The sequence below is a fragment of the Desulfovibrio cuneatus DSM 11391 genome, from assembly GCF_000430005.1.
Taxonomy (GTDB): domain Bacteria; phylum Desulfobacterota; class Desulfovibrionia; order Desulfovibrionales; family Desulfovibrionaceae; genus Frigididesulfovibrio; species Frigididesulfovibrio cuneatus.
Genome location: NZ_AUCY01000040.1, coordinates 1 through 22185 on the forward strand (window position 1 = coordinate 1; position 22185 = coordinate 22185).

Genomic DNA, 22185 nt, shown 5'->3' on the forward strand with positions numbered 1-22185 from the left:
CCTTCGGGGCAGACCTTGAGGTCAGCCCGCTTGAAAAATCCGCCGCCGCCTTGCCTGCACAAAAAATTCTATCTTTTCACCAACGCCCCGCCCAAACACAGCCCCCTACTCACGCATGGATGCACCTACGGTGCCTCCACTCGCTCGCAGGAGCTTGGAATGCTTCCTTAAGCCGTAGTATTGCCAATACAGCCCTACGCCAAAGCCTTCCTTAAACCGACGGAGTCGCGAGCGTTAGCGAGCTGTGGAGCGACAAGGCGGGGCGCAAGCGGCCACGCCGCAGAAGCGGAGCTAATCGAGCGAGGGCGGAGGGCGAAAGCGGCTACGCCGCTGAAGCATCTCAACGAAGCCCAAGCGGAAGAAGGTCACGCGCCCAAATCAAAACACAAGCATAAAGCATGCAGCTTGCCCTAAGACTGAAGCTTCATACCAAATATATTACCCCAAGAGGCTATCCATGTTTGCAAATGTGTATAAAAATCGCCGCGTGCTCATTACCGGGCACACCGGGTTCAAAGGCACCTGGCTCACCGCATGGCTGCTCAGCCTTGGGGCAAAAGTGGCTGGCTTTGCTGTAGACATTCCCTCTACCCCCAGCGCCTTCACCTCCCTTGGCCTGCAAAGCAAAATAAACCACACCCAGGCCGACATCCGCGACAGCGCCGCCATTTTGCGCGCCGTGCAGGAATTCAAGCCGCATATTATTTTCCACATGGCAGCCCAGGCCCTGGTACGGCCTTCCTATGAAGACCCCGGTTACACCTTTGAAACCAACGCCATGGGCACCCTGCACCTGTTGGAAGCTGTGCGCCAAACACCGGGCGTGGAAGCCGTGGTGTGCATTACCAGCGACAAATGCTACCGCAACGATGAATGGGTGTGGGGCTACCGTGAACGCGATCACCTGGGCGGGGAAGACCCTTACAGCGCTTCCAAGGCCTGTGCGGAAATAATAGCCCATTCCTATTTCAAGTCCTTTTTTAAGCAAGGCCCCAGCATGGCCACCGTGCGGGCAGGCAACGTTATTGGCGGGGGCGACTGGGCCGTGGACCGCATTGTGCCAGACTGCGCCCGGGCCTGGGCCGCAGGGGAGCCTGTGGTTATTCGCAGCCCGCAAGCCACCCGGCCCTGGCAGCACGTGCTGGAACCCCTTTCCGGCTACCTGTGGCTTGGGGCGCTGCTGGCCACCAAGGCAGAAACGCCGCTGCCCCTGAACCAGGAGTCCTTTAACTTTGGCCCGGCAGCGGATGTGAACGCCACCGTGGCCCAGGTGGCAGACGCCTTGGCCCCCCACTGGGCCGGGTTTGCCGCAGAAATGGACAGAAACGCCGTGCAAGGCAAAAAAGAATGCACCCTGCTGAAACTTTGCTGCGACAAAGCCTTGGCTCACCTGCACTGGCACGCCACGTTGCCCTTTACAGAAACCATTCGCTACACGGCTGAATGGTACCGGGCATTTTACAAGGAAGGCCCCAAGGCAGAAGCAGAACAAGGCCTTGAAGAGCGCATGTTTGCCTTTACCCTTGGGCAAATTGGTGCGTATGCCGCTGCCGCAAACAAGGCCGGGCTGGCCTGGGCCAAGGAATAACTGTGGCCCACGGTACTTTTGCACACACCGCAAATGGCCAGCAGCCTGCACAAGCGCCTGCGCCGCAGCCCACGGCAATAGATGGGGCCGTTACCTTGCCCCTGCGGGAAATTCCTACGGAAGGCGGCCCGGTGCTGCACATGGTGCGGCAAGGCTCTCCTTTGTTTTCCGGCTTTGGTGAAATGTACTTTTCGGAAGTGGAAGCAGGGGCCGTGAAGGGCTGGAAGCGCCACAGTATGCAAACCCAACTGTTTGCCGTGCCCGTGGGCAGCCTGAAAGTGGTGCTCTTTGACGCCCGCACTTCTTCACCCACCGCAGGTGTGCGGGAAGAAGTGGTGCTGGGCAGGCCGGAGAATTACCGGCTGTTGCGTATTCCGCCGGGGGTGTGGTACGCTTTTGGGGCGCATGGGGAAGGGGTTGCCCTGGTGGCAAACTTGGCAGACCTGCCCCACGACCCCACTGAATCGGAAAAGCTGCCCTTGGCAGGGCCTTTGGCCCCGTGCCACTGGGGAGATTGCCAAACCGGGGAATAATACGTGCCCACCAAGCCAGGGCAAGCTGCAAGTTGCAAGCTGCATGCTTTATGCTTTATGCTTTATGCTTGTGTTTGGTTGTGGGCGTGCGATTTTCTTCGCTTCTGCGGCGGGGAAGATGCTCCGGCGGCGTACCCTTTTGTGTTTGGTTTTGGGCGTGGTATGTTGGTAAAACTAGCCTTTTTCGCGCAGCCTGCGTTGGCGGCGAATTTTCCTTCGGGGCAGACCTTGAGGTCAGCCCGCTTGAAAAATCCGCCGCCGCCTTGCCTGCACAAAAAATTCTATCTTTTCACCAACGCCCCGCCCAAGCACAGCCCCCTGCTCGCGCATGGATGCACCTACGGTGCCTCCACTCGCTCGCAGGAGCTTGGAATATCCCTTCGCCGTAGTGCTGACAATACAGTCCTACGCCAAAAGCTTCCCTAAGGCCGACGGCAGTCGCGAGCGTAGCGAGCCGTGGAGCGACAAGGCGGGGCGCAGGCGGCTGTGCTTGCGGCGCATCTACCCCGCCGCAGGAGCGGAGCTAATCGAGCGAGGGCGGAGGGTGAAAGCGGCTACGCCGCTGAAGCATCTCCACGCAGCCCGAGTGGAAGAAGGTCGCACCTACGGTGCCTCCACTCGCTCGCAGGAGCTTGGAATGCCCCTTCGCCGTAGTGCTGACAATACAGTCCTACGCCAAAAGCTTCCCTAAGGCCGACGGCAGTCGCGAGCGTAGCGAGCCGTGGAGCGACAAGGCGGGGCGCAGGCGGCTGTGCTTGCGGCGCATCTACCCCGCCGCAGGAGCGGAGCTAATCGAGCGAGGGCGGAGGGCGAAAGCGGCTACGCCGCTGAAGCATCTCCACGCAGCCCGAGTGGAAGGAAGTCGCACGCCCAAAACAAAACACAAAAGGCTAAGCCCTGGCCCATTTCCACGAAGCCCAAGCTAAATAGGTATAGAATGCAATACGCCGCCCTCTGCTGCATAGCCAAAGACGAAGACCTGTTCCTGCATGAATGGGTAGCGTACCATACCCTTTTGGGGTTTGAGCATATTTTTATTTACGACAATTGCAGCGCTGTGCCCATTACGCAATTGCTTGGCCCATGGGCCAGCCACCCGGTAGTTACGGTGTACCGCAACGCGGCAGAAAGCAACCAGGATGCCGTGTATACGGATTGCTGGGAGCGGCACGGGCATGAATTCAAATGGATTGCTTTTTTGGATGCGGACGAATTTTTGCGCCTCAATGAAACGTCTGACGTGCGTCTGTTTCTTGCGGAGTTTGAACCGTATGCCGGGGTTGCTATAAACTGGCGCATGTTCGGTTCTTCCGGGCACACCACCACCCCGCAGGGGCTTGTGCTGGCCAATTACACGGCCTGCCTTGGCGACGACGTACACACCAAAACCATTGTGCAGCCTGCCCTGGTGAATGCCTACGCAAACCCCCATGCCTTTCACCCCAAGGCGGGGCTGCATTCTGTTACGCCGGAGCACATCCCAGTGCCGCCGGGGTTTCCCCTTTGCATTCCGCAAACGCAGCGCGCATCCATTCATCATTACTACTACAAAGCAGCCCAGTGCTTTCAGCGCAAAATAGACCGGGGCAACCCCTGCCATATTAATAGAAAAATGGACGACTTTACGGCCCACCTGGCAAAGTCCACCCGGCAAGATACAACCCTGGCAGCCATGGCCCCTGCTGTGCAGCGCATTATTACCACAGGCAAATTGCCAAACCCTGGGCAGGAAGCGCTGCAAGGGTTGCCTGCTGCCGCGGGCCAACTGGCCTTGCAGGCGCAAAACACAGCGGCCTTTCTTGCCGCGGCTTCTACCCTGCTCTGCAAGGGTAGTCTTACCCAGCAGGAAGCGCATTGCGTGGGCCTGTGCCTGTGTTATGCCACCCTGCATGCCAATCAGGAAGAGCAGGGTGTTATTTGGAGTGCCAGGGCAGAGCTGGCCCTGCACCAGGGCAATGCCACACTGGCCCGGTTTTGCCTGCACCAAAGCCTTGCTAAGGCTGCTACAAAGCAGGTGTACCTGCTGCTTGCCCGGATGCAACAAGAAGCAGGCGACAGGGAAGGGGCCAAATATGCGTTGCAGATTGTACGCAGGCCCCAGTAGTAACTTCTGGTACTTTACGCTGCGCTTTGCCCCTGCCTTTGTTTGGCCGCAATCAAAGCAGGAGGCAGTTGTGTCTTTTGCACTTTCAGGCTATAGTATGAATATTCACGTGCGATACGTTTAATTGCCCTTTGAGGATTTGTTAAATCCCCATTTCTATCTCTTTCATGGCATGCACTTTATGCACACAGGCCAGGGCAATTTCTCTTTGCATTTTCTTATGGAAATTACCATAAATTTATTATGCCGCCCGGCATGCTGCCCCGTGAATGTACTGAATTTTTTGGGGAATGTGATTCCCCGGCTTCCTGTTCTTTGCTGTTGCAGTGCGGAACAGGGTAGTCCTGCCTCATACAATTAATGTACTCCTTTCCATTGCGCACACGCTATTGGTTGCGCATATTCACTATTCTTACCTTTGGACCAGCAATGAACACCAGTATATTTGGCCTTTCTCCGCAGCCGCAATACCAACGCCCCGTGAACATGAACGGGCACCTTACCATTACCCCGCTGGGCGGCTTTGGCCAAATCGGCATGAACTGCATGCTTTGGTCCACCCCCAACGCCAGGGTTATTGTGGACTGTGGCCTTATGTTCCCTACGGATTACCACCTTGGGGTGGACGTTATTATTCCTCACTTTGCTTATGCCACTGAATTTAAAGATGAAATAAAAGGCATTGTGCTTACCCACGGGCATGAAGACCACATTGGTGCCTTGCCCTGGCTGGTGCCCCACCTTTCCAACGTGCCCATTTACGGCTCGTCCTTTACCCTTGCCCTGGTGGAACACAAGCTGCGCGAGCGTAACCTTTTAGACCGCTGCCCCCTTGTGGAAGTATTCCCTGGCAAGCCTTTGCCCCTTGGGGACATGCGCTTCCACTTTTTCCCGGTGTGCCACTCCATTATTGAAGGCTATGCCCTGGGTATTGAAACCCCCATTGGCCGCGTTATACACACTGGCGACTTTAAAATTGACCCGGACCCGCTTGATGGCCCCGGCACCGACCTGGAAATGTTCAGCAACTTTGCGGGCAAGCAGGGGGCAACCTTGCTGCTTTCCGACTCCACCAACATTGAGCGGGAAAACCGTTCCATTAACGAACGCGACGTGCTGGAAGCGTTGAAGCACATTTTTGCTGAATCGGAAGGGCGCATTATTGTTACCCTGTTTTCCAGCCACATTCAGCGCATCCAGGAAGTGTTCGACTGTGCTGACGCCACAGGCCGCAGCGTTATTGTGAGCGGCAGAAGCCTGATGAACAACATTGAAATGTCTTCTCGCCTTGGCAAGCTGCGCCTGGCCAAAAAAGTGTACCTGGACGATTCCCAGGCCCCCCCCATGCCCGACTATGAGCAGGTGCTGCTGGTTACTGGCTCGCAAGGCGAACCCCTTTCCGCCCTTTCCCGTATTGTTAACGGCCAGCACCGCCGCCTTTCCATTCACGCAGGGGACGTGGTTATCATGTCTTCGCGGGTTATTCCTGGCAACGTTATGGCGGTAAACACCCTGGTGAACAATATTTACCGGGTAGGGGCCGACATTTATTTTGATAAGGACTATCCTGTACACGCTTCCGGCCATGCTCCCAAGCCAGACCTGGAAGCCATGTTGCAAGCCGTGCGGCCCCAATATTTTGTGCCTGTGCATGGTGAATACCGCCACCTGGTAAAGCACCGCCGCCTGGCCATTGCCACCGGGGTGAGCGCGGACAATGCCCATATTATTGAAAACGGCATGCCTTTTACCATTAACGCTTCCGGCTTCCACCGCGAACCGCGCGTGCCTGCCCACCAGGTTATGGTAGACGGCAAGGGCGTGGGGGACGTGGGTCAGGCCGTGCTGAAGGAACGCCATATTCTGGGCGGGGAAGGCCTTGTGGTGGTGGTTATGGTGCTGGATGAAGCCACCTGGAGCATTTTGCACGGCCCGCAGATTTTTTCCAAGGGGTTTGTGTTTGAGCAACAGTTCAGCCACGTGCTGGACGACGCAAAATGCCTTGTGCTGGACGCCATTGAAGGTACCCCAGCAGGAGAAATGGATAAACTGTGCGACCGCATTCGCATAGATTTACGGCGCTTTTTCCGTAAAATTCTGGACAGGGACCCCATTATTGTTCCTGTTGTCACGGCTGTGTAACAACCCTTCGTTAGTATAGTAGCACTATGCTGTTCCCTTTCTGGCCCTTGCGCAAAGGAACAGTTCCCGAGGCCCTTTTGGGCCTCGTTTGGCTCTTGGCTCCAGTAAGACCAGTGCAAAACGGCGTTTTGCGTGCTTTTTGAAGAGTCTCTCCCAGGCAGTCTAGTGGGGTTGTCTGGCTGTGGTTTTCACCGTAATATACAACGTTTTTCCTTCACCATTCTAGCGGCGGTCTTTTTTCATGCTGCATATTGCAAACAAGGGTTCTGGCTTTTCCTGGGTACGGGGCCTCCTTTTTTCCATCGCTATTGTAGCCGTGGGGCTGGCGTGGCGTCTGTTCGGTCCTACCTCAAACCCGCAGCAACAGGAGGAACGCCCCCAGCCTGTGCGCGTGGGTACAGCCGTCAGCAAGGTTATTCCTGTTTACCTGCAAGCCATTGGCACCGTGGTGCCTGCCAACACCGCCCTGGTGCGAAGCCGGGTGGATGGCCCCCTGGAAAAAGTCTTTTTTGAAGAAGGCCAACTGGTGCAGGAAGGGGACATGCTGGCCCAAATAGACCCCAAACCTTTTGAGGTGAAGCTGGCCCAGGTGCAGGGTGCCCTTGCCACCAGTCAGGCCCAACTTCGCGGGGCAGAGCTGGATTTAGAGCGCTACAAAAAACTCATCAAGGAAGGTTCTGTTTCCACCCAGCAGCTTCAGGGGCAAGAAGCGCTTGTGGGGCAGTATAGAGGCAATGTGCAGGTGTACGAGGCCAATCTTGCAGACGCCAGACTTCAGCTTTCCTACACCAGCATCAAGGCCCCCATTTCTGGCAGGGCTGGCCTGAAAAAAACCGATGTGGGCAACATGGTGCGCGCTGCAGACGCCACAGGCATTGTGGTAATTACCCAGACAGACCCCATGTTTGTTACCTTCAGTATTGTAGAGCGTGAACTGCCGGAAGTGCTTGCTGCCCACAATAAGGCCCCCCTTACGGTGGAAGCCTGGGGCCAGGGCAACCAGACTCTTTTGGCCACAGGCACCCTCAGTTCAGTGGATAACCAGATAGACCCCACCACAGGCACTGTAAAAGCCAAGGCCGCGTTTGCCAATGTGGGTACTATTCTGTTCCCTAACCAGTTTGTGAACGTGCGCCTGCTGGTGCGCACGCAAGAAAACGCCCTGGTTATTCCTTCTTCCGCAGTGCAGCGCGACAACGAAGGCTTTTTCGTGTTTGGGGTGGGCGATATTGTTGCCCCGGAAGCTGGGGAAAAAGCTGCCCCAGCGGAAAAGCAAGCGCCTGCCGCCAAAATGGAAAAGGCGGGTAACGGCACCCAAAAGCCCCCCCAGCCGCGCCGCAGCACGGGCACAGTAACCCCGCGTAAAATACGCACAGGCTATGCCACAAGCACGGAAACTATCGTGCTGGAAGGGCTTGCGCCAGGGGATGTTGTGGTGGTAGATGGCGTGGACAGGTTGCGGGAAGACGCCAAGGTATTATTCTAGGGAAACACCCATTTTTTGCGTTTGGCGGCGTTGCTTCCTGTTTTGTAACAGGGGGCAGGGCCAAAGAGCCCACCCCCCTGTTACAAAACACTCGCGCCTAGCCAAACACAAAAACTGAGCGTTTCCCTAATGCCCTATAATGGGTGTTTTTTTGAAGATGGGAAGGAGACAGAGCCTCCCCAAAGAATACATGCACATAACTCAGGCCTCAATTCATACAAACAAACAAGCAGGAGATAGCTATGGCACGGTATCTTGTTACTGGCGTTGCCGGGTTTATTGGGGCAGCAGTGGCAAAAGCATTACTGGCTGCGGGGAATGACGTTGTGGGGCTGGATAATTTGACCACCGGGTTCCGGGAAAATGTTCCTGCCGGGGTGGACTTTCATGAAGGGCACTGCCATGACGCTGCCGTGTATGGCACCCTCATCCCTGCGGTGCATTACGATGCCATTTTCCACATTGCCGGGCAAAGTAGCGGGGAAATCAGTTTTGACGACCCCACCTACGACCTGCGCACCAACACGGAATCCACCCTGCACCTGTTGCAGTTCGCCCTGAAAACTGGCTGCAAGCGCTTTGTGTATGCCAGCACCATGAGCGTGTACGGTGTGCAGCCCAATGAGGCTATTACAGAAGAAGCCTCCACTTTTCCCATGTCCTTCTATGGGGTGGGTAAACTTGCCAGCGAGCATTACCTGCGCCTGTATGAGCAGTATGGCATTTCTTCCACCGCGTTGCGCCTGTTTAACGTGTATGGCCCCGGCCAGAACATGACCAACCTGCGCCAGGGCATGGTAAGCATTTTTATGGCCATGATGCACAACGACGGCCACGTTCATGTAAAAGGCAGCCCCAACCGCTACCGCGATTTTGTGTATATTGACGACGTGGTCACCGCGTTTCTGGCTTGCCTTACCCGGCCACAGTCTGGCGGCCACGTAATAAACGTGGGGGGCAGCGGGCGTATGCAGGTGGGCGACCTGGTGGACGCGCTGTGCTCCCTTTCCTCCAAGCCTGTTACCGTGGAATATTCCGGCTGCACAGCAGGGGATATTCACGGTATTTTTGCCGACATTTCCGCTGCGGCAAAATATCTGGCCTATGAGCCTTCCGTAACCCTGCGCGAAGGATTGCAGCGTATGTACCAGTGGTACTGCGCGCAATAAGGAATTCCCGAGAAGCCCCTGATTAAATGGTATTCAAGAAACGTGCAGTAACGCCGTCAAACAGAATAAATCAGCGTTTCCCTAAGGATTCCCAATGCAACCAACAGGCAAACTACGCGAACTCTTCCAGGCATACAGCCGTATTAACGGCACGGCGTTTCGTAACCCGCACCTTGTATGTTGCCCCACCCTTTCCAAGGCGCCCAACTACGGCAACGTGGTGCGCCGCTTTGTGGAAGGCAGCGTGCTGCCCCCCATGAATGCCACGGCCTGGACACGGCTGTGGTTGCGCTATGCTGCCACCAACCTTGGGCACCTGCTCTTTTTGCTGGCGGCCAAGGTGTGGGTGGGCCTTTTGGGCTGGGCCATGCCCAAGGCATTACTAAAAAAACATGGTGCACAGCGCCTCTTGCTGGTTATAGACACTTTTGCCTTGCTCCCGCAAATTGCCAGGGAAAAGCGCTACCAGGAAATGTATTTGACGGGCGTGTGGGAAGCGGCCCACGCCGCAGGGTACACCCCTGTGCGGCTATTCCGTTTGTACGGTTCCAGAAGCCCCCGCGTGCTGTGGCAGGCGCTGGCCGTGCTTTCCCAAAGCGGGGCAGGCCTTACGGAAGTGCACTTGCTGCGCCTGCGCGACTTTGCCGCCCTGGTGTGGCACCTGTGTGTATACCCCTTTGCCTTGTGCGGCCTTATCCGTTCCTTGCGCAACTCCCCCCCTGGCACCCCGGAGCAGGCCATTCATGACGCCCTTATTGCCAGCGCGGGCCAGTGCGTGCTGGTGGGGGAAGCTTACAGGCTGGCGGCTTTTCGCCTGGGTGGCTTGCTGGCCCGTGTGGGTAAAAATCAGGCAACGGCCCCCAAGGTGCTTTCCTGGTATGAAAACCAAACCCTGAATAAAGCCTTTCTGTATGGGCTGCGCAGCGCCCAGCAGCACGGACCGCGTACCATTGTTATTGGCGCACAGTTGTTTACATGGCCTGCGGCCCTGCTCAATAACCATGCCGACGACACAGAAGCGGCCCTGGGCCTTGCCCCGGACGTGGTGGCGGTGACAGGCCCGGAATTTCTGCCCGAAGGTTCTTGCCAACACTATGTTGTGGGCCCGGCCCTGCGCTACCGCCACTTGTTCATGCCCCTGGCTGTGCCTGCCAAGGAAGGCGCAGCAAGGGCAACTGCTGAAACAGACGATGAAAAACCATTGCTTGCCTTGCTTTCTTACCACCCGGAAGAAACCCGCCGCGTGCTGGAACTGGTGCGCCCCCTGGCTGCCAGCCCTGGCAAGGTAGCGTACAAATTCCACCCTGCCACCAAAGCGGCAGATTATGCTGGGCTGTTGCCCCCTGCGCCCTCCTTGGTCACTACTCCTTTGGCAGAAGCGCTGGCCGGGGCCAGTGGCGTTATTGGGGCAGGTTCCGGCGCACTGGCGGAGGCGGTAAGCCTTGGCTGCCCGGTGCTGGCAGCCCGCACGCCGGGGGAAGATGCCGACATGGGCCTGAATTACCTGCCAAACTTTGGGGAAGGCAAACTGTGGGCCACGGTGGAAACGCCGGAGGCCGTGGCCCCTGCCCTGGCGGAGCTGCGCACCTTCCAGCACAGCCATGAATATGCCGCCGCCAAAGCTGCCTTTACTGCCCTGCTGTTTACTGAACCCACCCCACAAAGCATTAAGGCACTGCTGGCCCTTGGGCCAGCCCCCACCCGCCCATGAAACGCATAAACTCCACAGCGGAACGCAGCACCCTGATTATTGCCATACTGGCCCTGGCCATTATTGGCATTTCTTTGCTGGCGTCCACGTGGCAGGCCATAACCCACCTGCGTGAGGCGGAAGAAGAACACCTGCGCTTAAGTACCCGCGCCGTGTTGCTGGCGGTGGAAAGTTCTTTGCGCCGCACCCCCATGCGCGATGGGGCCGACCGCCTTTCCAGCCACACGGCAGAATTTTTCAGCGACATGGAAGAGGATGGCAGCGTTTTGTTTGTGGGTATTCTTACCCCTGGGGGGGGCAAGCTTCTTACCACTTCGCAGCATACAGGGGGCGAAATTACCTTGCCTACGTCCATGACAGAAACCTTGTTTGAGCAAGGTGCATGGCATGGCAGGCTGGAAATTGACGGCACCCTGACCTATGTTTCTGCCCGGCGCCTTGCCCCTTCCCGCATGCGCCACCTGGGCTTTGCCAATGGGGAAAACGTGCCCATTTTCCTGGTGGTGGGCATTGACCTGGAAAAGCATTTGGAAGCGTATAAAGGGTTCCGCCGCAATGCCTTGTTCCAGGCGTTGTACCTGTTGGGGGCTGCCCTGTTTATTTGGGGGCTTACCGTTAGTTTTCTTTCCCGCAGGGAACAGGCCACCAAAGCGGCCAAGCTGGAAGATTTTCAGGCCACCTTGCTGGACAACCTGCCCGACGGCCTTATTACCCTTGAAACCCGCCAAGGGGAAACGGTTATCTGTTCTGTGAACCCTGCGGCCCTTGCTATTTTGGAATGCACTTCGGGCGAGTTGCTGGGCAAGCCCATAACAGCCCTGCCAGACCCGGTGGCTGGCTGTGTGCTGGACCGCGCCACCTTCCAGTGCCCCGCCTGCTGGCAAAAGGTGCGCACCCCCAATGCTCAACTGGAAGTGCGTACCCTGCCCCTGGAAGCAGGAGCAGAGGGTGATTACATGATGATTATACGCGACAGAACACAGCTTGAACGGCTTGAACACAGCCTTGCTGCGGCGGAAAAGCTGGCCGCCATTGGCACCCTTGCGGCAGGGGTGGCCCATGAAGTGCGCAACCCCTTAAGTGCCTTGCGCGGCTTTGCCCAGTATTTTGTGAAAAAATTTGGGGGCAAGGAACCGGACGCCACTTACGCCCGCACCATGATGCAGGAAGCTGACCGCCTGAACCGGGTGATTACCGATTTGTTGTTTCTGGCCCGGCCCAAATCGGTGGAACCCACCACCGTGTTCTTGCCTGCCCTGGTGGACGACATGGAAGCCCTGCTGGGGTTTGACGCAGGCAAAAAAGGCGTTACCTTTACACGTGAGCTGGCGCAGGAAACAGCCTGGGCCGATGCCGATGCCATTAAACAAAGCCTGCTCAACCTGCTGCTGAACAGCCTGGACGCCATGCCCCCGCAACAGGAGGCAGCCCCATGCATAACCATTGCTTCCGGCACAGAAGCGGCAGGGGTGTGGTTGGAAGTGCGCGACAACGGCAAAGGTATGCCGGAAGAACATTTGCGACAGGCCTTTGAGCCATTTTTTACGGCCAAGGAACGCGGCACAGGCCTTGGCCTTGCCCTGGTGCAGGGCACCATGCACCGCCACGGCGGGGAAGCGCATATTACCTCGGCTCCGGGCCAGGGCACCACAGTGCGCCTGCTGTTCCCCCATGCCGGAATGGGGGCCAGTGCTGCGCAGCAGGATAAGAGCGCAACGCCCAGCCCCACGCAGGATGGCGAAAACCAGTGTTTTCTGTAGGGAAACGCTGTATTTTACCTCATAACACCGAAGGACCCACCGCATGAACAAGCACTTGCTCATCATAGATGATGAACCAGGCCACCGACTGATGGTGCGTGCGGTGATGGAAGACGACGGCTGGCAGGTAAGCGAAGCTGGTTCCGGCGAAGAAGGCGTGAGCCTGTTCACCGCTGCCCCGCAAACATTCCATGTGGTGCTGGTGGACATGAAAATGCCCGGCATGGACGGGCAGGCTACCCTGCACGCCTTGCATGGCATACGTGCGGAAACGCCTGTGGTTATGCTAACGGCCTACGGCACCGTTGGGGCGGCTGTGGAAGCCATGAAAAACGGGGCATTTGATTACCTGACAAAACCGGCAGACAACGACGAACTGGCCCTTACCCTGAACCGGGCCTTTTCCTTCAGCCAGCTTGCCCAGGAAAATGAGCGGCTTTTGGCCAAGGTGGCAGGGCAAGAGGTGGAAAAAAGCATTGTGGGCAGCAGCGCTGCCATTGCCCGGTTGCATACCTTTATTCAGCAGGCTGGCCCCAGTGAGGCCACAGTGCTTATTTGCGGGGAATCCGGCACGGGTAAGGAACTTATTGCCGAAGCCCTGCACAAAGCCAGTTCACGCAGCAAAAACGCGCTGGTTAAAGTGAACTGCGCGGCCCTGCCTGCCCAGCTTTTGGAAAGTGAACTGTTCGGGTATGAAAAAGGGGCTTTTACAGGGGCCGTGCGCGACAAGCCAGGGCGCTTCCAGCTTGCTGCCGGGGGCACCCTGTTCCTGGATGAGATTGGTGAAATCCCCATGGATTTGCAGGCAAAACTGTTGCGGGTACTGCAAGACAGAAAGGTGGAGCCACTCGGCTCTGTACGTACCATTCCGGTGGATGTGCGCATTCTTGCCGCAACCAACCGCAATTTGCGTCAGGCCGTGGCAGCCGGGGAATTTCGGGAAGATTTATACTTTCGCCTCAACGTACTGGAAGTGGTTTCCCCGCCATTACGTCAACGCCTGGACGACATTCCGCGCCTGGCCCACCACCTTTTGGGGCAGCTTGCGGAAAAAAACCGCAAGAACATTCGGGGAATCAGCCAGAATTTCTTGGCGGCCCTGTGCCGCTACACTTGGCCCGGCAACGTGCGGGAGCTGGAAAACGTGCTGGAGCGCGCCCTTATTTTGAGCCGTTCCGACGTGCTGCACCCAGATTCCTTGCCCCCACATGTACTGGCGGCCCCCCTTGCAAGCCAGCCTTCTGCTGCGGTTCCTGCTGCGGCTCCTGCTGTGCAGACCCAAGGCACGGCGCAGCCCCAGGCCACTGTGCCTGCGGGCACCCCGCAAGCCGGGCCATATCCCCCGGAGCTTGCAATAGCGGAAGCACTGGGCGCAGGGTCGTTGCTGGAACAGGCAGAACGCGAAACCCTGCTCCATGCCCTGGAATATTACCAGGGGCACAGGGAAAAAACAGCGGACAGCCTGGGCATTAGCCGCCGCACGCTGCAATACAAGCTGAAAAAATATGGGCTTATCAGAAGGTAGAAGAAAAAAGCAGTTCAGCCACTGCTTTTGCCAACGGCATCAATAACAAGCCATACGCTGGCAGAAGCGGGCATAAAACAAGCGGATACCGGGAAGTGCATTCCCCGTATCCGCTTGTTTTATGCATCGTAAACAGACTGTGTTATTCGTTGCGTAAAAAACTACCGAATAAATCAGCGTTTCCCTTACTCTTCTATCCCATACCAGTGGGGGCGCAGCAGGTGCAGGCCGCAGGCTTCACCTACATTGGGGCCAGCTTCCCGGCGGCCTTTTTGCACCCGCACGGTTTGCCCGCCCACATCCACCTGGTAGTCAATCACTTCACCCAGGAAGGACTTGCGCCGCACGGTGCCAAGAATGCCCCCTTCTGTTGTGAAGTCGATTTCCGAAGGCCGGCTGGCCAGGGAAAGCTTGGGCGCAGCCTTTTCCCTTGGGGGCACAAGGCTTGTGGGCAAGGAGGTATTGGAACCTTCCACCGTATATTGCCCGTTGCCCAGGGCGGAAACGTCCAGGAAGTTGGAAAGGCCAATAAAGTTGAAAACAAACTTGTTGGCCGGGCTGCTGTAAATGTTCAACGGCGAATCAATTTGCTGCACCACCCCGGACTTCATCACCATAATCCTGTCTGAAAGGGCCATGGCTTCGGACTGGTCGTGGGTTACGTAAATAATGGCAAAGCCGTATTTTTTTTGCAGGTCTTTAATTTCAAAGCGCATTTCTTCACGCAGGTGGGGGTCCAGGCTGGAAAGGGGTTCGTCCAGCAGCATTACGTCCGGGTTAATGGCCAGGGCACGGGCCAAAGCAACGCGCTGCTTGCCCCCCCCGGAAAGGTCTTCCGGGCTGCCATCTGCCACGCCCCACAAGTTGGTGCTGAGCAGGGCATCTTTGGTGCGTTGTTCAAGTTCCGCCTTGCCCATTCTTTGAATACGCAGGGGAAAGGCCACGTTTTCATACACCGAAAGGTGGGGCCACACGGCAAATGCCTGGAATACCATGCCAAAGTGGCGTTTTTCCGGGGGCAGGTAGAAGTTTTTAGCCTTGGAAGAAAGCAGGCGGTCGCCCACATGAATCTCGCCTTCATCCAAATCTTCAAACCCTGCCACCATGCGCAGGGTGGTGGTTTTGCCGCAGCCGGAAGGGCCAAGCAGGGAAAAGCATTCCCCGCGTTCTATATTCAGGTTCAGGCTATCCACGGCCTTCACCATGCCAAACCGCTTGGTTACGTTAATAAGCCTTACGTACGACATGCTTACCGCCCTGCCTTTTTGCGTGTCAGCCGGTTAATGAAAAGCTGCCCGGAAACAATAAGGATAAGGGCAATGCCCGCCAGCGCGGCAGACATAACCGTTTCCCCGTCTTCGTTCAGCGTATAAATAGCCACGCCAATGGTGCGGGTGGTGGGGGAATACAGCATAATGGACACTGTGAGTTCACGCAGGGCAGGCAGGAAAATTAGGAAAAAGGCGGCAAACATGCCGGGGCGCACCAGGGGCAGCACAATGTCGCGCAGGGCTTGGCCCATACTGGCACCGCAGGCCCGCGCCGCTTCCACCAACGAATCGTGCACCTGTTCCAGGGCGGCGGAGTTGGCCTTAATGGAAAAGGCCATGTACCTGGCAATGTAGGCCACCAGAATGATCCACACCGTGTTGTACAGGTTAATGCCCAGTTTGCCACTCCAGGCCAGAATAACACCCAGGGCAATAACCGAGCCGGGCACGGAAAAGGGCAACATGCCTAAAAACTCCAAAATGCCTTTGCCACGCACCCGCATTTTTACGATAACGTAAGAAATCATTACCCCGGCAGACATGGTAATAAGCGCTGCCGCAAGGCCCAGGGTAACGCTGTTTACAATGGCGTCGCGGGTTACCTGATAGTCGAACAGAATAAACTTGTAGTTGTTCAGGGAAAGGTGCTCTGCCGTAAAGGGCAGGCCGTAGGTGGTAAGGCCACCCACAAGGAAAATGACCACCGTGGGCAGCACAATGGTAAACCCGATGTAGGCCAAACAGAATGCCAGCAGGGGGTAGCGCAGGCCGCGCAGCTTCAGTTCCATGGGGCGGAAGCTTTTGCCCGCAATAATCTGGTAGCGGCCCTTGCCCAGAATTTTATTCTGCAACCATAAAATGAGCGCTGCGGAAAACACCAGCACCGAGGCAAGCACCGTACCTGTACGGATGGAAGCAAAGCTGCCAGCACTTTGGTGGATACGTTCATAAATAAGGGTGGGAATGTTGAAAATGCCGTTTTCAATGCCCAGCACCGCCACGGTGCCAAAGTGGGCCATGGAGTAAAGCATAATAAGCAATGCGCCGGAAAGGATGCTGGGCATTACCAGCGGAATGGTAATTTTGCGGGTAATGGTAAACAGCCCAGCCCCGGAAATGCGGGCCGATTCTTCCAGTGTGGGGTCCATGCGCTCCAGCGCGCCGCACACCTGAATGAACACAAAGGGGAACAGGTACATTATTTCCACAAGAATAATGCCAGTAAAGCTGTAAATGTTGAACAACGGCTCTTCAAAGCCAAAGGTGTCCATGAAAAAGCGGTTAATGTAGCCTGCCCGGGGGGAAAGGAGCATTTTCCAGGCCAGTGCCCCAATAAACGAGGGCAGCATAAATGGCACAAGGAACATGCCTTTCATGAAGCGCTTGTACGGCAGGTCTGTGCGTGTGACCAGCCACGCAAAAAACGTTCCCACCACCGTACTGCCAATGGTGGTGCCCACGGCAATAATAAGGGAGTTCATCAACGCCTGGTAAGTGTCTGGCTCGCTGAGAACACGCAGCACGTCCTGCACGTTGAACTTGCCATCCGCCCAGAAGGCGTTCAAGAAAATGAGCAGCACAGGCACTGCCACCACCACCACCAGAATACCAATGGAAAGGGCCAGAATAAGCTGGGCGGCCCCAAAGCCTTCATTCTTTTTTATAGCGGACGCCATTACGCTTCCTCCACCATTTCAGCAGCATCAAACCAGTGCAGGCTGGCAAACTGGAGGGAACACTGTTCCCCTTCGGCAAACATCAGCCCTGCTTCCACTGCCAAATGGGTTTCCACCCCGGTGCGAAACTCTGTCCCGTCCACTTCCACCAGGTAATCCATCATGGCACCCAGGAAGTTGGCCCGCTTTACCACGCCGCGCAGGCCTTGCTCCTTGCGGCTAATTACAACATCTGAAGGCCTAAAGCCTGCCACCCAGTTTTTGGCTGTGCCCTGGGGCTTTTCCCATGGTACTGGCTGGGTGCCCGTGCCCACATAAAATTCGCCGTTTTCTTGGCGTACAGCCATAAAGTTGGCTACGCCCATAAACGTAAACACAGCCAGGCTGGCGGGTTTTTCAAAAATATCAAAGGGCGTGCCCACTTGCAAAATACGTCCCTTTTTGTCCATTACCGCAATGCGGTCGGAAAGGGCCAGGGCAATTTCCTGGTCGTGGGTCACATACAGCACCGTAATGTCCAGCTTGCGCTGCATTTCCTTGATTTCAAACCGCATTTCTTCGCGCAGGTTGGCGTCCAGGTTGGAAAGGGGTTCGTCCAGCAGCATAAGCGAGGGGTTTGCCACCAGGGCGCGGGCAAGGGCCACGCGCTGCTGTTGCCCGCCGGAAAGTTCCGAAGGCAAGCGCCGCTCCAGCCCTGTCATGTTCACAAGGGCAATGGTTTCCAGAACCCGCTTTTCCAGCTTGGCCTGGGGCGTTTTGGCCAGCTTTAAGGGGTAGGCCACGTTGTCGAACACTGTCATGTGGGGCCACACCGCATATTCCTGGAACACCACCCCAAGGTCGCGGGTGTCTGGGGAAAGGGCAATGCGCTTTTCGGCATCTACCACCACGGTGTCGCCAATGCGAATGGTGCCCTGTTCTGGCACGTCAAACCCGGCAATAAGGCGCATGAGCACCGTTTTGCCGCAGCCGGAAGGGCCAAGCAGGGTAAAACACTCGCCATGCTCAATGGTCAGCGAAAGGTCGGAAAGAACCTCGCGGCCTTCATACCGTTTGCTGATGTGGTCAAGTTCTATGGTTGCCATATACTACCTGTGTAAATTGATTGATTTTTATTGGGGGACGCTGTCCCCCACCCCCCTACAAGGGGAATGATTGACTCGGCCCTTCCTGGGCCTCGGCCTTCGGCTCCCGCCCGTTGGGCGGTTCCCAATTGTGCTTCCTGCACAATTGTCCCCTTGTACCCCCATTTACCTGAACTATCCTTAAAGCCGACGGCAGTCGCGAGCGTAGCGAGCCGTGGAGTGAGGGCGGAAGGTGCGGGCAGCTTCGCTGCCCACGCATCTAGATGAAGCCCGAACGGAGAAAGTGAAGTAACGCAGCCAAACGGAAAAATCAGCGTTTCCTCAGGGTATGCAAAGTGCGGCAGGGTAACCCCCCACCGCACTTTTAGTGAAATGAGCCAGGTGAAGGGTTACTTGCCCTGCATAATATCGTTGAAGCGCTTTACGTTAGCTTCTTTCTTTTCCATAAGGCTTTGGTAGTCAATGGGAATGGCCCGCTTCATGGCTTCTGCCGGGGTGGGCATATTAAATGCGGCGGGAATTTCCACGTCGGTGCGCACGGGCAGGGTTCCTTCCCCGGCAATAATGGTTTGGGCTTCCTTGCTCAGCAAAAAGTCTACAAATTTTTTGGCAGCACCCAGGTTGGGCGTATTTTTAATAATGGCCACAGGGCTTGGCACCACCAGCATTTCAGGCGGGTAGGCCAGGGCCATGGGGGCACCTTTTTTGATTTTGTCGTTAATAATGTAATCCACAGCAAGGGAGGCCACCAGTTCACCGGAAGCGGTGTCGTCAATAACCTGGCCGGACCCTTTGCCTATTTTTGCGCCGTTCTTGCGCAGGGCTTCAAAAAATTCCCAGCCAAATTTTTCTGCCAGCAGGGCTACGCTCATGTAGGAAGTGCCGGAAAGGGAAGGGTTGGCAATGCCAAAGGCCCCTTTAAACGGCTTTGTGGTTAAATCGCTCCAGGCCTTGGGGGTTTCCTTGATAAATTTTTTGTTGTAGCCAATGCCCAGTGTACCAAGGCGGGCGGCGGTAAAACTGCCGTCAAAGTCTTTGAAGGGGTTCAGCACGTTGCCTATTTCGGAAGAGGTGTAGGGTTCCAGCACGCCTTCCTTCTTCAGGTTGTAAAAATCCGGTACTTCACTGGTCCACAATACGTCGGCCAGCACTGTGCCGCTTTGGCGTTCCGCTGCGATTTTTGCCATAAGCTTGCCAGCCCCGGCGCTTTGGTAGTCCATGGAAATATCGGGATATTTTTTTTCAAATTGGGCCTTTAACTTGCCGATAAGTGACTCCTTCATGGAGGTGTACACAATAAGTTTTTCGGCAGAAAGGGCAGGGCTGGCAGCCCCCATGAACATACACAGGGAGAGCAAAAGTATTCCAGAAATGGTACGCATGCAAAACTCCTTATGAAGTCGGTTGGTCGGGCAACGGCCCGGAAAATACGTGATGGAGGCCGGAAGAAGTGACCATAGGCATTGCGGTATTTTTACGTTGTACGGGGGGAAGTGTCCAGTGGTAAATGGAGGGAAGCGCGGAGGGAAGGGGGGCGGTAAAGCGCGGAGTTCCGTAGTGTTGTGCGGCGTGCCGCCGCGCCAGCCTGTTGTTTCTTGTTTTGTTTGCCGCTCCGCTAGGGTCAGGGGGCCCTTGTGCGGCCCCCTGACAACCCCACACACGTGGGGCTCTGCCCCAAGACCCCGTTTAGGTAGCGGCCCGTGCTCAAAATGTTTGCTACGCTTACTCGCTGCGCTCGTGACGCCCGCAAACATATTCGCGCGGGGAGGACACCGTGCTGGCTGCGAGTGAGGCTACTTATCGAAACCTTTACGAAATAATCTGCTGTGCCACAGAGAGCAATCGCTATCAAGAAAGGGGCGGTACCATAACAACCGCACTGCACATGAGTGGTCGGGCGCAACGAAGCGCACAAACGCTGGTGAGGCTATGAGTACGTTATATTGATGAGGGGAGCGGGCAGGCGCAAACTGTGCCACAAAGGGTACGTGGTAGATTTCCAGAAAGTGAAGCCCAAATAGACCGCACGGTGTATGGGGACGTGGTAGATTTCCAGAAAGTGAAGCCCAAATAGACCGCACGGTGTATGGGGACGTGGGTAAAAAAGAATGAACGAGGCGGCACGCACCTGACGCCGCCAAACGGAAAAACGAGCCCTATCCCCTTATTGCTGAGGATTTTTGTGTCCTGCCAAGGAAGGAAGTGCCGTGCGGAGCGATGTGTATAGACATACATGAGCGTCGCACGGCACGCACCTGACGCAGGCAGAACGCAAAAAGACCAGCAATAAAAAAGGGGGGCGATGCGCCCCCCCCAGTAACTGCCTGACCAAGAACAGCCTGAAACTTACCAGGTAAACCCGGTGAGTATGAGGGTGTAGGCAACAATACCCACCACCACACCATACAGCATGAAGGGCCAGAAGGTTTGCTTCAGAATATCCCCTTCACGTCCGTTCAGGCCCACCACGGCGCACACTGCAACAATGTTATGGATGCAGATCATGTTCCCCATGGCACCGCCTGCTGCCTGGGCAGCCAGAATAACGGTTTTACTCAGGCCAAGGCTTTCCGCCACGCCCCACTGGAAACCGCCAAAGAGCATGTCGGAAACTGTGTTGGAGCCGGTAATAAAGGCACCCAGGCCGCCCACGTAGGAAGCGAACAGGGGCCATGCGCCACCAAGCAGGTCTGCAATGGCTTTTGCCATAACCAGGGGCATGGAAACGGGGTGCACTTCACCTGCTGCCAGGGCAGGGTTAAAGCCGGAGCCCTGGAATATTTTCACCAAAGCCACAGCAAAGAACAGGGCAATGGTGGGGTTCTTCATTTTTACAAATGTTTCTGTCCATGCTTTTGTGGCCTTGTCGCCGGGCATTTTATGCAGCACAATGGTAATCAGGGCTACAAGCATAAAAGGAATGGTGCCAGGCAGGTACAGCAGCTTCAGGCTTTCTGCCACTTTTGGGTAGCCAAGGAAGCCCATGTTCACAGTAACGGTTGCCGTGCTGTTCAGCCATGCTTTCAGGGGCAGTTGGCTAATGCGGGTAAGCACAAGGATGCCGCCAATAAGAACATAGGGCAGCCATGCCATGAACTGGCTCATGTGGGCAGTAAAGGTGGTTTTGCCGGAAAAGGCGATTTCGCCTGTCCAGGAAGATTCCCACTTGCTGCTGTCGCCAAAGGTCCACACCCCGTCAGTGGGCATGGCAATGCCGCGCTGGGCACCCCACACAATAATCCCAAGGCCAATAAGCCCGCCGATGAGGGAGGGGAATTCCGGCCCTACAAACCAGGCGAACGCCAGGTAGGGAACGGTGAAGGAAATGGCGGCAAACACGCAAAAACGCCATGCGGCAAAGCCGTCTTTCCAACAGCGGTTGGGGCCGAAGAAGCGGGTAATGAAGCCCAGCATGAAAATAGGCAGAATAAAGATCATGGGTACGTGCATAAAGGTAACGGTTTGCCCGATAACCTTGAAGAACGCGTCTTTTGTTTCCCAGCCACCAGCCATAATCAGGTCGCCAAGGGCGCTGCCAAAGCCTACAATAACGGGCGTGCCCACGGCACCAAAGGTAACCGGGAACGAGTTAAAGACAAGGCAGATAACAGCCGCCGCAAGGGGCGGAAAACCAAGGGAAAGCAGCAGAGGGGCTGCCAGGGCGGCAGGGGTACCAAAGCCGGCTGCCCCTTCAATGAAGGCTGCAAACATGTAACCAATAATAATTGCCTGCACGCGCATGTCTTTGCTCACGTTCTGCATGCCGTACTGGATGGTTTCCATCCCCCCGGAATATTGCAGCGTATGCAAAATAAGCAGTGCGCCAAACACAATAATGAGTACCCCAATGGCAGAAACAAAGCCCTGCACGGTAAGTGCGGCAATATATGATGTGGGCAGGCCCCATACAAGCAGGGCACTTGCAGCACCAGTTAACCAGGCCAGGGGCATGGCTTTGGCAGCCCCCATGCGCATGCCCACCATGAGAATCATGGCGACAACAATGGGAAGCAGGGCCACCAGGGCAAGAAGTTTGTCATCCATACACAACATCCTTGGAGAGTTAAACAGTAAAAAGGTCAGGCCTTGTATTCCATATCGTTGTTCCTGTTTCCTGTAAAGCAAAGATTCCTTG

Annotated in this window: 14 protein-coding genes; 9 read left to right on the top strand and 5 right to left on the bottom strand. The window is 56.2% G+C overall.

Translation table 11 applies throughout. From position 1 onward, the window contains the following. The first annotated feature begins 457 nt into the window (after positions 1-457). The 9 genes from rfbG (at position 458) to G497_RS0110465 (ending at position 14018) form a co-directional block, all read left to right on the top strand. Positions 458-1588 (top strand): CDP-glucose 4,6-dehydratase, encoded by a 1131-nt coding sequence (gene rfbG, locus G497_RS0110405; protein ID WP_027188102.1) that lies wholly within the window; start codon positions 458-460, stop codon positions 1586-1588. 77 nt (positions 1589-1665) lie between these two features. Further along, the gene (locus G497_RS17725; protein WP_034637539.1) at positions 1666-2121 is read left to right on the top strand and encodes a cupin domain-containing protein; all 456 of its coding nucleotides are present in this window, start codon (positions 1666-1668) and stop codon (positions 2119-2121) included. A 937-nt stretch (positions 2122-3058) separates the two neighbouring features. Further along, positions 3059-4225, top strand: coding sequence for a glycosyltransferase family 92 protein (locus tag G497_RS19255; protein WP_051258040.1), 1167 nt, complete (start codon positions 3059-3061; stop codon positions 4223-4225). A 486-nt stretch (positions 4226-4711) separates the two neighbouring features. After that, positions 4712-6367 (top strand): ribonuclease J, encoded by a 1656-nt coding sequence (locus G497_RS0110440; protein ID WP_027188104.1) that lies wholly within the window; start codon positions 4712-4714, stop codon positions 6365-6367. Positions 6368-6608: 241 nt separating this feature from the next. Then, on the top strand, positions 6609-7853 hold the full coding sequence (locus tag G497_RS17735; protein WP_051258041.1) for an efflux RND transporter periplasmic adaptor subunit: 1245 nt from the start codon (positions 6609-6611) through the stop codon (positions 7851-7853). A 242-nt stretch (positions 7854-8095) separates the two neighbouring features. Beyond that, entirely contained in the window at positions 8096-9022 is a 927-nt protein-coding gene (locus G497_RS0110450; protein ID WP_034637535.1) for an NAD-dependent epimerase/dehydratase family protein, read from the top strand. Positions 9023-9116: 94 nt separating this feature from the next. Next, positions 9117-10733, top strand: coding sequence for a hypothetical protein (locus G497_RS0110455; protein WP_027188106.1), 1617 nt, complete (start codon positions 9117-9119; stop codon positions 10731-10733). Beyond that, a complete protein-coding gene (locus tag G497_RS17740; RefSeq protein WP_051258042.1) occupies positions 10730-12493 on the top strand; it encodes a two-component system sensor histidine kinase NtrB in 1764 nt (587 codons plus the stop codon). Before G497_RS0110455 ends, G497_RS17740 begins: the two co-directional genes overlap by 4 nt. A gap of 43 nt (positions 12494-12536) precedes the next feature. Then, a complete protein-coding gene (locus G497_RS0110465) occupies positions 12537-14018 on the top strand; it encodes a sigma-54-dependent transcriptional regulator (RefSeq protein ID WP_027188107.1) in 1482 nt (493 codons plus the stop codon). 185 nt (positions 14019-14203) lie between these two features. Here G497_RS0110465 and G497_RS0110475 read toward each other — a convergent pair whose 3' ends face one another. From G497_RS0110475 to G497_RS0110495, 5 genes are all read right to left on the bottom strand, one after another. Continuing rightward, a complete protein-coding gene (locus G497_RS0110475; protein ID WP_027188108.1) occupies positions 14204-15265 on the bottom strand; it encodes an ABC transporter ATP-binding protein in 1062 nt (353 codons plus the stop codon). A gap of 2 nt (positions 15266-15267) precedes the next feature. Next, positions 15268-16965, bottom strand: a complete 1698-nt coding sequence (locus G497_RS0110480) for an ABC transporter permease (RefSeq protein WP_027188109.1) — start codon at positions 16963-16965, stop codon at positions 15268-15270. Beyond that, positions 16965-18050 carry an ABC transporter ATP-binding protein gene (locus tag G497_RS0110485; RefSeq protein ID WP_027188110.1) on the bottom strand — a complete coding sequence of 362 codons (1086 nt, stop codon included), beginning with the start codon at positions 18048-18050 and terminating at the stop codon, positions 16965-16967. The genes G497_RS0110480 and G497_RS0110485 overlap by 1 nt, the downstream gene beginning before the upstream one ends. 389 nt (positions 18051-18439) lie before the next feature. Beyond that, entirely contained in the window at positions 18440-19432 is a 993-nt protein-coding gene (locus G497_RS0110490) for an ABC transporter substrate-binding protein (protein WP_027188111.1), read from the bottom strand. 964 nt (positions 19433-20396) lie between these two features. Further along, a complete protein-coding gene (locus G497_RS0110495; RefSeq protein ID WP_027188112.1) occupies positions 20397-22094 on the bottom strand; it encodes an L-lactate permease in 1698 nt (565 codons plus the stop codon). Positions 22095-22185 lie beyond the last annotated feature (91 nt).